Origin of the sequence: Halobacillus andaensis, assembly GCF_014636475.1 — a bacterium.
Classification (GTDB): domain Bacteria; phylum Bacillota; class Bacilli; order Bacillales; family Halobacillaceae; genus Halobacillus_A; species Halobacillus_A andaensis.
On record NZ_BMEL01000001.1, the window covers coordinates 449,935 to 464,078 of the forward strand.

The 14,144-nt window shown below is 39.5% G+C and carries 16 protein-coding genes; all 16 read left to right on the forward strand.

Annotated elements, in window-relative coordinates; translation table 11 throughout:
• Positions 1 to 217: 217 nt before the first annotated feature.
• The 16 genes from IEV27_RS02360 (at position 218) to IEV27_RS02435 (ending at position 14,140) form a co-directional block, all read left to right on the forward strand.
• Complete coding sequence (locus tag IEV27_RS02360) at positions 218 to 880, forward strand: flagellar brake protein (RefSeq protein ID WP_188375843.1); 663 nt, start codon at positions 218 to 220, stop codon at positions 878 to 880.
• 164 nt (positions 881 to 1,044) lie between these two features.
• Positions 1,045 to 1,719 (forward strand): (d)CMP kinase, encoded by a 675-nt coding sequence (gene cmk / locus IEV27_RS02365; RefSeq protein WP_188375844.1) that lies wholly within the window; start codon positions 1,045 to 1,047, stop codon positions 1,717 to 1,719.
• Positions 1,720 to 1,724: 5 nt separating this feature from the next.
• Complete coding sequence (locus IEV27_RS02370) at positions 1,725 to 2,315, forward strand: lysophospholipid acyltransferase family protein (protein WP_188375845.1); 591 nt, start codon at positions 1,725 to 1,727, stop codon at positions 2,313 to 2,315.
• A 91-nt stretch (positions 2,316 to 2,406) separates the two neighbouring features.
• The gene (gene rpsA, locus IEV27_RS02375; protein ID WP_188375846.1) at positions 2,407 to 3,549 is read left to right on the forward strand and encodes a 30S ribosomal protein S1; all 1,143 of its coding nucleotides are present in this window, start codon (positions 2,407 to 2,409) and stop codon (positions 3,547 to 3,549) included.
• A gap of 15 nt (positions 3,550 to 3,564) precedes the next feature.
• On the forward strand, positions 3,565 to 4,608 hold the full coding sequence (fni, locus tag IEV27_RS02380; RefSeq protein ID WP_188375847.1) for a type 2 isopentenyl-diphosphate Delta-isomerase: 1,044 nt from the start codon (positions 3,565 to 3,567) through the stop codon (positions 4,606 to 4,608).
• 63 nt (positions 4,609 to 4,671) lie between these two features.
• Positions 4,672 to 5,268 carry a YphA family membrane protein gene (locus tag IEV27_RS02385; protein ID WP_188375848.1) on the forward strand — a complete coding sequence of 199 codons (597 nt, stop codon included), beginning with the start codon at positions 4,672 to 4,674 and terminating at the stop codon, positions 5,266 to 5,268.
• Between the two features lie 185 nt (positions 5,269 to 5,453).
• Positions 5,454 to 6,764, forward strand: coding sequence for a ribosome biogenesis GTPase Der (gene der, locus IEV27_RS02390; protein WP_188375849.1), 1,311 nt, complete (start codon positions 5,454 to 5,456; stop codon positions 6,762 to 6,764).
• A 19-nt stretch (positions 6,765 to 6,783) separates the two neighbouring features.
• Positions 6,784 to 7,824 carry an NAD(P)H-dependent glycerol-3-phosphate dehydrogenase gene (locus IEV27_RS02395; RefSeq protein ID WP_188375850.1) on the forward strand — a complete coding sequence of 347 codons (1,041 nt, stop codon included), beginning with the start codon at positions 6,784 to 6,786 and terminating at the stop codon, positions 7,822 to 7,824.
• Positions 7,825 to 7,884: 60 nt separating this feature from the next.
• Positions 7,885 to 8,145: a stage VI sporulation protein F gene (locus tag IEV27_RS02400; RefSeq protein WP_188375851.1), complete on the forward strand. Its 261-nt coding sequence runs from the start codon at positions 7,885 to 7,887 to the stop codon at positions 8,143 to 8,145.
• 199 nt (positions 8,146 to 8,344) lie between these two features.
• On the forward strand, positions 8,345 to 8,542 hold the full coding sequence (locus tag IEV27_RS02405) for a DUF2768 domain-containing protein (RefSeq protein WP_188375852.1): 198 nt from the start codon (positions 8,345 to 8,347) through the stop codon (positions 8,540 to 8,542).
• A gap of 13 nt (positions 8,543 to 8,555) precedes the next feature.
• Positions 8,556 to 9,278: a YphF family lipoprotein gene (locus IEV27_RS02410; RefSeq protein WP_188375853.1), complete on the forward strand. Its 723-nt coding sequence runs from the start codon at positions 8,556 to 8,558 to the stop codon at positions 9,276 to 9,278.
• 795 nt (positions 9,279 to 10,073) lie between these two features.
• Positions 10,074 to 11,552 carry a stage IV sporulation protein A gene (spoIVA, locus tag IEV27_RS02415; RefSeq protein ID WP_188375854.1) on the forward strand — a complete coding sequence of 493 codons (1,479 nt, stop codon included), beginning with the start codon at positions 10,074 to 10,076 and terminating at the stop codon, positions 11,550 to 11,552.
• A gap of 359 nt (positions 11,553 to 11,911) precedes the next feature.
• The gene (gene hbs / locus IEV27_RS02420; RefSeq protein WP_082233987.1) at positions 11,912 to 12,184 is read left to right on the forward strand and encodes a non-specific DNA-binding protein Hbs; all 273 of its coding nucleotides are present in this window, start codon (positions 11,912 to 11,914) and stop codon (positions 12,182 to 12,184) included.
• Between the two features lie 123 nt (positions 12,185 to 12,307).
• Positions 12,308 to 12,532, forward strand: a complete 225-nt coding sequence (gene mtrB / locus IEV27_RS02425; protein ID WP_188375855.1) for a trp RNA-binding attenuation protein MtrB — start codon at positions 12,308 to 12,310, stop codon at positions 12,530 to 12,532.
• A gap of 96 nt (positions 12,533 to 12,628) precedes the next feature.
• Positions 12,629 to 13,423, forward strand: coding sequence for a heptaprenyl diphosphate synthase component 1 (locus IEV27_RS02430; RefSeq protein WP_229734815.1), 795 nt, complete (start codon positions 12,629 to 12,631; stop codon positions 13,421 to 13,423).
• Positions 13,424 to 13,426: 3 nt separating this feature from the next.
• Positions 13,427 to 14,140: a demethylmenaquinone methyltransferase gene (locus IEV27_RS02435; RefSeq protein WP_188375856.1), complete on the forward strand. Its 714-nt coding sequence runs from the start codon at positions 13,427 to 13,429 to the stop codon at positions 14,138 to 14,140.
• Positions 14,141 to 14,144 lie beyond the last annotated feature (4 nt).

Sequence of the window (14,144 nt, forward strand, 5' to 3'; positions counted from 1 at the left end):
ACATGTGCAGTACAGGGTAATAGAAGCGACACCCTTTCCGTCATGCCCAGCGGAAAGCTATAGTTTGTCCTGTTCCTTTGTCCTAGACAAAAAGAGGGAACCGTGTGAAACCAAGTTTACATCCGATCAAGTTTATTGAATCGAAAGTTCTATGCTTTTCTTACTATTATTTTTTTGAGATAATTGAAATAAAAGTGTGAAGGAAAGAGGGGAAACCATGTTAAAAGTGGGAACATCAATCACCCTGGAATTGCTTGCTGATAAACAAGAAGATATAGAAAAGTTTAAGTGCAGGCTGGTCGATCATTCAGAAGAGCACATCTTTATTGATTATCCTGTGAAACTTATTACCCAGAAAACCGCTTTTTTCTTTGAAGGTACTCAGTTTCAAGCTAGTTTTTTAGGGGAGGACGGGTCCGTCTATTGGTTTGAAACAGAAGTGCTCGGTCGTCTAAAGAAAAATATACCTGTTCTAATGCTTAGTTTTCCGGGGAATGCCGCACTGGTTAGAGTTCAAAGAAGGCAGTATGTAAGAATCGATACAGCAATTGATGTGGCGGCCAAGGGAAAGGAAGGTCCAGTACAGTTTACTACGGTAACCAGTGATCTTAGTGGAGGCGGCATGGCGATTTATGAGCCAAACGGTACTTCATTACCAACTAATCAATTATTTGATTTTACGCTTGTCCTGCCTATGAATGATGGAGAGTACCATTATATAGATGTCCTTGGGTCTGTTGTAAGATCGTCATCCAAGAAAGGGAGTCATCTCACGGCTGCTTCGGTAGAATTTGTGGAACTTAATGAAAAGCATCGTCAACTTATCATTCAATATTGTTTTGAGCAGCAAATGCAAATGCGTAAAAGAAAAAGACTATAGCGATTTGTATAGATATTGATTAGCTTTTTATGTTATTCTTTACGAGTATATTATAGAAAACGGTGTACATAAATACGACAATTTTAGAGGTCGGAAACCAAACGCGCTTTCTTATTAAATGGTGCGTTTTCGTATGTAGCATTGTAAATATTGGAGGAAGAAAGATGACACGCAAACTTGCCATAGCTATTGATGGACCAGCAGCAGCAGGAAAAAGTACAGTCGCAAAAAAGGTTGCTGAGCAATTATCCTATATTTATATAGATACAGGTGCTATGTATCGGGCGATTACATTGAAAGCTTTGCATCACGAAGTAGACCTTAATCAGGAAGAAGCACTTGAGCAGCTGCTTAAACAGACGAGTATTGAACTCGTTCAAGAGTCTGATGGACAACACGTAAAACTGGATGAGCTTGATGTGACTAAAGATATTCGTACACATGAAGTAACGTCTAGTGTTTCTTACGTAGCAAAGCACCCTAAAGTGAGAAAAGAAATGGTAGCCAGGCAGCAAAAGCTTGTAGAACAAAGAGGAGTTGTGATGGACGGACGTGACATTGGGACTCATGTCATTCCCGACGCAGAAGTGAAAATTTTCATGATTGCTTCTGTTAGGGAAAGAGCTGAACGTCGTCATAAAGAGAATATAGAGAACGGCTTTTCATCTGACTTAAACGAATTAATGGAAGAGATACGAAAAAGAGATGAAATCGACTCGCAACGGGAAACAGCACCATTGGTTAAAGCAGCAGATGCTATAGAAGTGGATACAACCTCGTTGTCAATTGAAGAAGTCGTTGGTAGAATTATTCATATAGTTGAGCAGGCAGGGAGGTAGTAAAGATGAATTTATATAAATTAGGAAAAGCTCTCTGTGCCATTATCTTTTACCCTCTTTATCGCATAAAGGTGGTAGGAAGAGAAAATATTCCTGAAAAAGGTCCGGTTATTATTTGCAGTAATCACATTTCAAATTTCGACCCCCCTATTGTAGGTATTACAAATAATCGTAATATTTATTTTTTAGCAAAAGAAGAATTGTTTAAAAACAAGTTCATTGGGGGAATTTTGAAAAGAGTGCATGCATTTCCAATTAAAAGAGGTATGAGAGATCGTAACGCTTTACGTAAAGGGCTAGACATTCTTAAACAAAATCATGCTTTAGGATTGTTCCCAGAGGGTACTAGACAAAGGAACGGAGAAATTGGTAAAGGACTAGCTGGAGCAGGTTTCTTTGCTCTTCGTTCAGAAGCGGCAATTGTCCCGTGTGCGATTATTGGCCCGTACCGCAAGTTTAAACCTCTTAAAGTAGCTTATGGAAAGCCAATTGATTTGCAGCCCTATCGTGATGAGAAAGCACCCGCACAAGTCGTTACAGATCTAATTATGGAAGAAATCAGACAATTGCATAAAATCCACAGCGAAAAAGGGTAAATACTTGACAAACCGCTTCAAATATTAGAAGTTAGACAAAAGGGCATTTCTGTAATCAGGTTGTGTCGGAAATTGAAGGAGGTAGCTTGGCATGGATGAAATGAACCATGAAGTATCAGGTATGAAAGAATTTTCTGCAGGGGATATCGTGACTGGTAAAGTCGTGAAAATCGAAGAAAAACAAGTCCTTGTAGATGTAGGATATAAAGTTGAAGGAATTGTTCCTATTAGTGAATTATCCAGTCTTCATGTAGAAAAAGCCTCAGACGTCGTTAGCGAAGGTGACGAACTTAAACTTCAAGTGAAAAAGGTAGAAGATGATGAGATTGTCCTGTCTAAAAGGGCTGTAGATGCTGATAAAGCTTGGCAGGACCTTGAAGATAAATATGAAAGCGGTGAAACTTTTACTGCTGAAGTAAAAGACGTTGTTAAAGGTGGACTTGTAGTAGATATCGGACTGCGAGGTTTCATTCCCGCTTCCTTAGTTGAAACTTATTATGTTGAAGATTTTGAAAATTACAAAGGTAAAGAACTAACACTAAAAGTTGTAGAGCTGGATCGTGATCAAAACCGCGTGATCCTTTCACACCGTGCAGTTGTAGAAGCTGAAGAATCTTCTAAAAAGCAAGAAGTTCTTCAATCACTTGAAGAAGGACAAGTGATTGAAGGAACAGTACAACGCCTAACTGACTTTGGTGCTTTCGTTAACCTTGGTGGTATTGACGGTCTTGTACATATCTCACAGCTTTCTCATGAACACGTGGAGAAAGCTTCAGATGTGGTAGAAGAAGGTCAAACCATTAAAGTGAAAGTATTGTCTGTAGATCGCGATAATGAAAGAATCTCACTATCTCTTAAAGCTACTCAGCCTGGACCATGGCATGATATTTCCAGCCGCGTGCAGTCTGGTGAAGTAGTAGAGGGAACTGTGCGCCGTCTCGTAAGCTTCGGTGCGTTTGTGGAGGTTTTTCCAGGTGTTGAAGGACTCGTTCATATTTCTCAAATTTCGAATCGTCACATTGGAACGCCAGGTGAAGTATTGGAAGAAGGTCAAACCGTCAGCGTAAAAGTTCTTGATGTGGATGAAGATGCGAAAAGATTATCGTTAAGCATGAAAGAACTTGAGCGTGAACAAAGCAGAGAAGAAGTAAAACAGTATGAAAAAGAAGAAGATAATGCTGGCTTTTCTCTTAGTGATATGATTGGCGACCAATTAGATAAGTACAAAAAGTAACAGGCGGTGATGGGTATGTCGAGAGCCAAGCGGAAGCTCGATCATATCCGCCACGCACTTAGTCATGAACATGATGTTTATAATCACTTTGATGATGTAAACATTGTGCATCAAAGTTTAACTGGTTTAAATTTTGATCAACTTCATTTAAGAGCACATGTAGGAGAACTTACTTTAAGTTCTCCTATTTTTGTAAATGCGATGACTGGTGGTGGCGGAGAGCAAACGTTAACAATAAATCGCGAATTAGCTAGAGCAGCTGCTGCAACTGGGATCGGTATGGCGGTGGGGTCACAAATGTCAGCTATAAAAGATCCTTCTGAGAGATCAAGCTATGAAATCGTAAGAAAGGAAAATAGAGACGGCGTTCTATTTGCAAACGTAGGAAGTGAAGCTTCTCTAGAACACGCCAAAACAGCTATAGATATGATTGAGGCTAATGCACTGCAAATTCATTTGAATACCCTTCAAGAATTAATTATGCCGGAAGGAGACCGTGATTTTGCAGGGCGCTTAGAGAAAATAGAGGCTATAGTAAACAAAGCGGACGTTCCTGTTATTGTTAAAGAAGTTGGCTATGGAATGTCTCGCGAAGCGATTCAAAAGCTTATAGAGCTAGGAGTCCGTTATATTGATGTAGGTGGAAGAGGAGGTACGAACTTCTCAAAAGTTGAAAATATGCGACGTACTAAACCTTTCGCCTCCTTCGATAATTGGGGAATTCCTACACCAATGTCTCTCTTAGAAGCAAAACAATTAGAAGAAGAGTACGAACTTACGATCTTAGGTTCAGGAGGTATACGCCACGGGGTTGATGGTGCCAAAACAATTGTCCTCGGTGCCAAATCCTTTGGTATGGCCGGTGTATTGCTAAAGGTTTTGGTAGAAGAAGGATATGAATCTTTAGTGGAACAAATCGAACATATTAAAAAGGAATTAAAAATGGTGATGATGTTAACGAATTCAAAAAGTGTTGAAGACTTGGGAAGCTCTACTTTTACTTTACATGGGGAAACGAAAGAGTGGGCAGAACAGCGCATTAATTTAAATACTCATTGACCAACTTAATACGCGTTTAAATTGCAAAGTAAATAGCCATAATGGAAGTAAGGAGAGAACATTATGGCTAGCACTTACTATTGGTATGCATGGGTAGTATTCATTATTATTACATTTTTCTTAAATGCTAAATCGAGTAATAAAAACGCATTACTCATGTTTGTTCTAATTCAAATGATTATGATTACGAACTACATACAACATCAAGGACCGTTTTGGATATCTTTTTTCATTCAGTCTTTTTTTGGTGTTTATTTATGGGCAGAATCCCGGCCTGTTCTTCAACACCTCTGGCCGATCCTTTTCACCTGCTGCTGGACGGTCTACCAATTATTTTTATTAAGTAATCCTGTGTGGTATCTTTTTCCCGGTGTTCAATTAAGCATCATACTTCTTGTGGGTATTATTTATTATTTAGGATTCTCTTTGAATAGTCAGTTAGGGTTATGGATGCTTATGAATGCTTTTGGAGTAATTACGGCTTACACCGTAAGTCATGCACTATATCTAGACTTTATGCCTAATTACGTGGAGTTTCATATTACTCTATTTAAAGGGATGATTGCTATATTTGCTTTAAATGGGGTAGCCTATGTTAAGAAAGTTTCAAGGCGCGTAAAAAGGAAAAAGAAGGGGATGCCTAAAGCTTCCCTATTGTAGTGAACAAAAATACAATTGTATATGGTTAAGGAATTTGCTAATATAAATAGGTTAGGTCATTTCTGCTATTCTTTATGGAAGTATGCTTGAACTAGCAATTCCATAGAACAGCAGTATTTTTTTATTTGCATGCATAATAGGAACGCAATAACTGATAAATAGGATAGGGAAAGGATGATCCTTTCATGCGAAAATCTATAGTAGCCATAGTAGGGCGCCCAAATGTTGGCAAGTCCACTATATTTAATCGATTAGTAGGAGATCGTATCTCAATCGTTGAAGATACTCCTGGAGTGACAAGAGATCGAATTTACGCTGAAGCTGAATGGTTAAATACTACGTTCAACTTAATTGATACGGGTGGTATTGAATTAGGGGATGAGCCCCTTCTTGTTCAAATGAGAGCCCAAGCTCAAGTAGCCATCGATGAAGCAGATGTGATCGTGTTTATGGTAAATGGAAGAGATGGGATTACAGGGGCCGATGAAGAAGTAGCTAAAATTTTATTCAAATCAAATAAACCTGTGGTTCTCGCAGTTAATAAAGTAGATAATCCAGAGATGAGAGAAGACATTTATGAGTTTTATTCTTTAGGATTCGGGGAACCTTATCCAATCTCAGGTACTCATGGTCTTGGTCTAGGGGATATGCTTGATGCTGTAGTCGAACATTTTCCAGAACGTGAGATCGAAGAAGTTGATGATGATATTATCCGCTTTAGTTTGATTGGGCGGCCCAATGTTGGTAAATCATCACTCGTTAACAGTCTTTTAGGTCAAGAGCGAGTGATTGTAAGCGAGATCGCCGGTACGACAAGAGATGCCATTGATACGCCTTTCTCAAAAGATGATCGTGATTTTATTATTATCGATACTGCCGGTATGAGAAAAAGAGGAAAAGTTTACGAATCTACGGAGAAATACAGTATTATGAGGGCTTTAAAAGCGATTGAACGATCAGATGTCGTGTTGAGCTTGATTGATGCTGAGACAGGCATACAAGAACAGGACAAAAAGATTGCCGGGTATGCCCACGAAGCTGGAAAAGCCGTAATCATTGTGGTGAATAAATGGGACACTGTAGAATCTAATGAAAAAGCGATGAAGGAATTTGAAGACGATGTGCGTTCCAATTTCCGCTTTTTGGATTATGCACCCATAGCCTTTTTATCGGCAAAAACCAAGAAGAGGACTCACACGCTTCTGCCTAAGGTCATTGAAGCTAGTGAAAATCATGCCCGCAGGGTACAAACAAACATTTTAAATGAAGTAATTATGGATGCGCTTGCTATGAATCCTGCTCCATCCATTAAAGGACAAAAACTGAAAATTTTCTATGCCACACAAGTGGCGGTTAAGCCCCCGGCTTTTGTGGTATTTGTTAATGAACCCGAACTTATGCATTTCACGTACGAACGTTTCTTAGAAAATCGTATAAGAGAAGCGTTTGGATTTGAAGGAACTCCAATTAAAATCATTGCAAGAAAACGTAGCTAGTATGAGAGGAGAATAAGAAATGGGTAAAGTAGCTGTTTTAGGTGCGGGAAGCTGGGGTACAGCTCTCGCCATTGTATTAGCTGATAATGGGAACGACGTTCAATTGTGGTCACATCGAGAAGAACACGCTCATGAAATCAACACCACACATAAAAATGAAAAATATTTAAGTGGGATCGAAATTCCCCATTCTATTCATGCAAGTTCTGATATGAAAAGCGTTGTTCAAAGTGTCGAGCATATCGTGCTTGTTGTGCCTACAAAAGCCATACGTGAAGTATGTAAAGAGCTAGTTGGATATTTAACGCAAGAAGTCACAATCACTCATGCAGCTAAAGGAATTGAACCGGAAACGTACAAACGTGTTTCGGAGATTATCGCAGAGGAAGTTCCTAAAGAATATTATAAGGATATTGTTGTATTGTCTGGACCAAGCCATGCGGAAGAGGTAAGCCTTAAACACCCAACGACGGTTACCGTTTCTTCTCAGGATTTAAACGTTGCAGCCACCGTTCAAGATCTGTTTATTAATGAAAAATTTAGAGTTTATACATCACCAGATCTGGTTGGGGTTGAACTTGGAGGAGCTTTGAAGAATATTATTGCTCTTGGGGCCGGTATTTCAGATGGGCTAGGGTTTGGAGACAATGCAAAAGCGGCTCTTATTACTCGTGGTCTAGCAGAGATTGCTAGATTAGGTACTTCTATGGGAGCCAATCCGCTAACCTTTTCAGGTTTGACTGGAATAGGTGACCTTATCGTAACTTGTACAAGTGCCCACAGTCGTAATTGGAGAGCAGGTAATAAGCTCGGTAAAGGAGCCGACTTAGATCAGGTGCTTGAAGAGATGGGGATGGTAGTAGAAGGAGTAAGAACGACGAAAGCCGCCTTCCAGTTATCTAAAAAACAAGAAGTTGACATGCCCATCACATCTGGAATATACCAGATTTTGTTTGAGGATGCTGATCCCCGCGATGTAGTTACACAGCTGATGACTCGTATTAGAAGGCATGAAATGGAAGATTTGACAAATATCCTTGATGATCAAATGAATAACTAACACATTATTCTTCTCGTGCATATACTACCAAGAACAAATTGCGCGAGGAGGTCAATAGTAGTGAGTAATTTTCAAAAAAACATTTTTGATCATTTGCAAAATAAAGCAAATATTAATCCAGAGGACGTATACCAAGTAGCTGATTCAGTGAAGAATGCGGACTTTAGCGATGAAAAAGTGGTAAGGCGCTTAGTAAGACAGCTAGCTCGTGTTGCTAATAAGCCTGTTTCGAAACAAAAAGAGGATAAAATTGTTGAGGCTATTGTAAATCAAAATATACCTTTAGATATGAATACGTTAAGTAAATACTTTAAAGGTTAACCATATGTAGGCGTTTTAAGGAGACAGTCCTCCAAAATTGCGCATACTATAATCCGTAGCAATTAATACGTATGAGCTATTAACGGGAATTATTTAGTCAACCGGAGCAATCAAGCTCCGGATTTTTTTTGACTTCTTAAGAAGGGACACCTGTGGTATAATACCATCGTGTTGATTGGGATTTTAGGAGGAAGTTTTTATGTCAGTAGCGATGCTAAAAATGTACATATCTTTTGCAGGTATCATCTCTTTATTTCTCGCAACCGGCTTGATTTACCTCAGCCGTTTTAAATTATCAGGGATTATATCAATTATAACCGCTATTTTTGCTTATCTTTTTATGATTTTTGGCGGCCTGATTATACTTTACATCGTATTTAGCGGGCCAACAGGTTAGAAGGAGGACCATCATGAATTTGCTAAAATGGGTGAGCATCCCTCTGCTAGTGTTTGTGCTGACTGGGTGTCTTTATCCTGAGTCAGAATTAAACAAGAATAACGCCACGAATCAGGAGCAACTAGATTCGGTACAAGCGTCTGTTTTACAATACCAGGAACAAGAGTCTGGTTTGCTTCCCATAAAGACCAAAGAAGAAGATACTCCGCCCTTTTTAAAGTATCCTGTGGACTTCTCTAAGCTTCGAGAACGCGGATTGATTGGAGAAGCTCCTGGTAATTCATTTGAAAATGGTGGACATTATCAATACGTTATTATTCACCCTGATGAAGAGCCCACTGTGAAAGTAGTTGATTTACGGTTGACTGAAGCTTTGCGATCTCTTCAATTAAAAGTGGATTTCTACGAAAATGAGAATGAATTCCCGCCTCTTAATAATAAGGTGGCTAAAGGTGTATACGATCTTAAGTATGAAGAGATGGGTCTTGAAAGCCCGCCCACAGTAGATAGCCCCTATTCTGATCAGCAGCTTCCTGTTTATATTAATGAACGTGGGGAGCTTCTTGTTGATTACCGTAAAGAACTCTATCAATTATTAGAACAAGAAGAGCACTCTTACGACGAAGGTGATGATATTCGTTATTTACTAACTGATCATACACCGTTTGCTCCAGCTTATTCTCCAGCTTATACGATTGAAGATGGAGAACCTGTGTTTATGTCATCAGAGTCGTAGTGTAAACCAAGCCCTTTATTCACCAGAATAAAGGGTTTTCAGTGTGTAGAGAAACTTTAGTTTTCTCTTTTACCTTGAAAGTGTAAACATTCCTTGCATGCCCAAGAGGAAAGGGTTTTAGGGAACGACTCCCTTTCCATGGCCTCTCACCACGTGGCGGTGTTCGATGTTGGCACACCCGAACTACTTCGCTACCTCGCAGAAAAAGACCAGGTCTTTTTTGAGGACGTGCCGAACTTAATCGACCTTCCTATTTAAGACTTCCACAGGATTCCGCCCTCTGGCGTCACACCTTATTCGTATCTCCCATTGGAGTCCCCGTTTCCTAAAACCCTTTTTCGATAAAAGATCACTAGAGCAAGAAGTGAGGCTAGGCTTTCCTCTTATAGAGACACAGACGTTAACAAGGCTCCATACTTCAATGGTTCCGATAGCCTAATTTGATTAAAAGGAATTGAAAAAGTGACGACTCCTGCTGGACGAGCAGACATGAGAGGCACCAGACGTCGCAGACCGAGGAGACTTTCCGTCACGACACGCGGAAAGCTGCGTTGTTTCCTGTTCCTTTTCTATAGACCATAATGGAGGGACCGAGTGATACCACGCCTACATCCATCCCAGGTTGTTCGACAGCCTAGAAACTCTTTATTCACATACTGAATAAAGGGTTTTGTTATTTGAAACTGTGGCGAACTTAGATAACTTCACGAAATCAAGCATAATTCATAATGGTCATGTCATAGAATGAGAGTGTCCAAGCTTGTAATTTGTGAAATTTATCTGGGAGGGGATCTTTTGGAAAAGGTTGATATTTTCAGTGATATCTCCAAGCGCACGAATGGAGATATTTATCTGGGAGTTGTAGGTGCTGTTCGTACAGGGAAATCTACATTTATAAAAAAGTTTATGGAACTCGTTGTTATTCCACATATGGAAGATGATTCTGAAAGAGAAAGAGCGATGGATGAACTGCCACAAAGTGCGGCAGGAAAAACAATTATGACCACAGAACCTAAATTTGTTCCTAATCAGGCGGCCACCATTCAATTTGATGAGCATTTGGATGTTCGTGTCCGTATGGTTGATTGTGTGGGGTATGCTGTAAACGGTGCTGTAGGCTACGAAGATGAAAGTGGTCCGAGAATGATTCACACGCCTTGGTATGAGGAAGCAATCCCTTTTCACGAAGCAGCAGAAATTGGAACTCAAAAGGTAATTCAGGAACATTCTACGATCGGAATTGTAGTGACGACAGACGGTACAATCGGCGAAATTTCTCGTGAGGATTATGTGGAAGCTGAAGAAAAAGTTGTGGAAGAGCTTAGAGAAGTAGGAAAACCATTTATTATGGTGGTGAATTCGGCTCAGCCGCATAGCGACCGAACTGAAAAATTAAAAAATCAACTTCAAGAGAAATATGATATCCCCGTTCTTGCCTTATCTGTAGAGAGCATGAGAGAACAAGATGTACACAGCGTCTTGCGAGAAGCACTTTTTGAGTTTCCGGTACTTGAAGTTAACGTAAACCTGCCTAGCTGGGTGATGGTTCTTGATTCACGCCATTGGCTAAGGAAGCATCTACAGACAGCTATAGAGGAGACGGTTCAAGACATTAAACGCTTGCGTGACGTTGATCAAGTGATAGGGAACTTTGATCAATATGAACACATTACAGGCGCTCATATCTCTGGGATGGACCTTGGGGAAGGCATTGCAGAAATTGACTTGCAGGCTCCTGACTATCTGTATGATCATATTTTAAAAGAAATTGTAGGTGAAGAAATCAGAGGGAAAGACCATCTCCTCGAAATCATGCAGGATTTTTCACATGCGAAGCGAGAGTATGATGTAGTGGCAGATGCCTTGCAAATGGTGAAGCAAACCGGCTATGGCATAGCAGCACCTTCTCTAGAAGATATGGCGCTTGATGAACCCGAGATTATTCGTCAAGGCTCTCGATTTGGAGTCAGATTAAAGGCGGTAGCTCCATCTATTCATATGGTGAAAGTTGATGTTCAATCAGAATTTTCTCCAATTATTGGGACAGAAAAGCAAAGCGAAGAACTTGTGCGCTATTTAATGCAGGACTTTGAAGAAGATCCATTATCTATTTGGAATTCAGATATTTTCGGTCGTTCACTGAGTTCTATTGTAAGGGAAGGAATTCAAGCTAAGCTTTCCTTAATGCCAGAAAATGCACGGTATAAATTAAAAGAAACGCTGGAAAGAATCATCAACGAAGGATCCGGCGGAATGATTGCCATCATCTTATAACGGCTCCTAAAAGGGCCGTTTTGATTTTTTTTAGAAAAATAATTTAAAGTTTTTCTGTGTATATTTATGTAAACTAAATAAAAAGATGAAATCATGTCGTAAAAGCGCCAAAACCTTGATATATCAAGGTTTTGGCGCTTTTTATCAAAACAGGTTGTTCATCGCATTGAGGCTCGAATAACTTCCGAAAAGTGAAAGGAATCGCTAGAAATAGGCATTCTTAAAAGTTTTCTCTATTGAATTTCGTAACAAAGTCGTTTAATATAAGGCTTGTCATCACATGTTGATGGCTTATGAGGCACTTTAAGTGTAAAAAGAATCACTTAAAAGACCAACCTTCTTGGAAGGAGGTGAATGTCATGAACAAGACAGACCTGATCAATGCAGTTTCTGAGAAAGCTGAGCTTTCTAAAAAAGACGCAACTCAAGCGGTTGATTCTGTATTCGAATCTATCATGGATTCACTAAAAGATGGTGAGAAAGTACAATTGATTGGATTCGGTAACTTTGAAGTACGTGAACGTGCGGCTCGTAAAGGCCGTAACCCACAAACAGGTGAAGAGATCGAAATCTCTGCAAGCAAAGTTCCTGCTTTCAAACCTGGTAAAGCCCTTAAAGATGCTGTTAAATAATAGCTACATAGGGCTCAAGGGGTGCTTTTTAAAAGCACCCCTTTTTCAATGGTAAATAAGTATAATTTTTGACATAATAAAAGGAGTAAGAGATAGTTAAGATAAAGGAAAGGAGTTCTTATTATGGCTGCATCAGAGAATGATTTCTTTGTCATTAAAGCTTTAGAAGATGGAGTAAACGTTATTGGTTTAACGCGCGGTACTGACACACGATTCCATCACTCAGAAAAATTAGACCGAAATGAAGTCATGATTGCTCAGTTTACTGAACATACATCTGCCGTAAAGGTTAGAGGGAAAGCCGTGATTCAAACGAGCCATGGCGAAATGAAAAATGAAGCAGAGTAAGTGGCTCTGCCGATTACATACTAAGCATTAAGCATTTCTTTATGCTATAATAATTATATTTTAGACGTGCAGAAGAAAGGGATTAGGTGATGAAAGGTGAATCCATCAGAAATGCGTATCGATCAGTTAAAAAACACAATTGCTGCCAAGGTTCGCCATCCTTTTTTGGCTAAATATATAGCAGATCCCATTATTGATGAGGACAAGCTTGCTATATTAATATCCATTATGGATCACACAACTCTCCCTGCACTAAAGAAAGAAAGCTATATCGTTACCACAATGCTTGTTCAAATCGCACTTGATACTCATGATCTCGTCACACTCTCAGATGAAGAGGATGAGCATGAAACGGTAAGAACGAGACAGCTCACCGTGTTAGCAGGTGATTATTACAGCGGCCTCTATTACTATGTATTATCTCAGCTGAATGATATACCAATGGTTCGTACACTTGCAGGAGCAATTAAAGAAATCAATGAGCTTAAGATGGATCTGTACTATAAAGATGTGGAGTCTTTTCAAGAGTTTTTCACTTCTCTAAAGAAGATTGAATCACTTCTCATCCAACGAGTAGCTAATTACGTACAGAAAACCACGATCAATGATATGGCTGGAGAGTGGCTTTTTGCTAAACGCTTGATGGAAGAGAAAAGCAGTTATGAAGAAGGACGGTTTTCTCCTGTCATCCAATTATTAATTAACAAGCCTGATACTTTTGAGACGAATAGCCAGCTGATGTTTAACCTTGAACAGCTGATTCATAATCAAATCTCAAAAATAGAAATGAGGGTCTCGCAATTACCTATTCATTTCAACTGGCTAAAAAGTTATATCGATTCAGCTATTTATCATCGATTCTATAAAACGCATATGGCAGAGGAAGGGTAAGACATGCAGCACCCACAGTCTAAAGAAGAGCGTGTGCACCACGTTTTTGAGAAAATATATAACAGATACGACGCAATGAACTCTATTATTTCATTTCAGCAGCATCGCTTGTGGAGAAATGATGTCATGAAACGAATGAACGTGAAAGAAGGGGACTGTACACTAGATGTGTGTTGCGGTACAGGAGATTGGACAATGTCCTTAGCGAATCAAGTGGGACCAACAGGTAAAGTAATAGGGCTTGATTTTAGTGTGAATATGTTATCGGTTGCGATAAAGAAAAAGCTGTCGACACGTTTAAAGCATGTAGAATTTGAACATGGTAATGCTATGAGTTTGCCCTTTAACGATAACCAGTTTGATTTTGTAACCATTGGATTTGGTTTAAGAAATGTTCCTGATTATCAACAAGTATTAAACGAAATGTATAGAGTGGTTAAGCCAGGCGGAAAAGTCGTTTGTTTAGAAACTTCTCAACCGACTAACCCTGTTTTTAAACGACTGTACTATTTCTATTTCGGTTATGTGATGCCTCTGTTTGGCAAGCTATTTGCTCGTAGCTATAAAGAGTATAGCTGGCTTCATGAATCTGCAAAAGATTTTCCAGGCAAGAATGAATTAGCTGAGATGTTTAACCAAGCGGGACTAATTCACATTCAGGTGAAGTCTTTTACAGGTGGAGTAGCAGCTATGCATATGGGTGAGAAACCATCGTAATTAA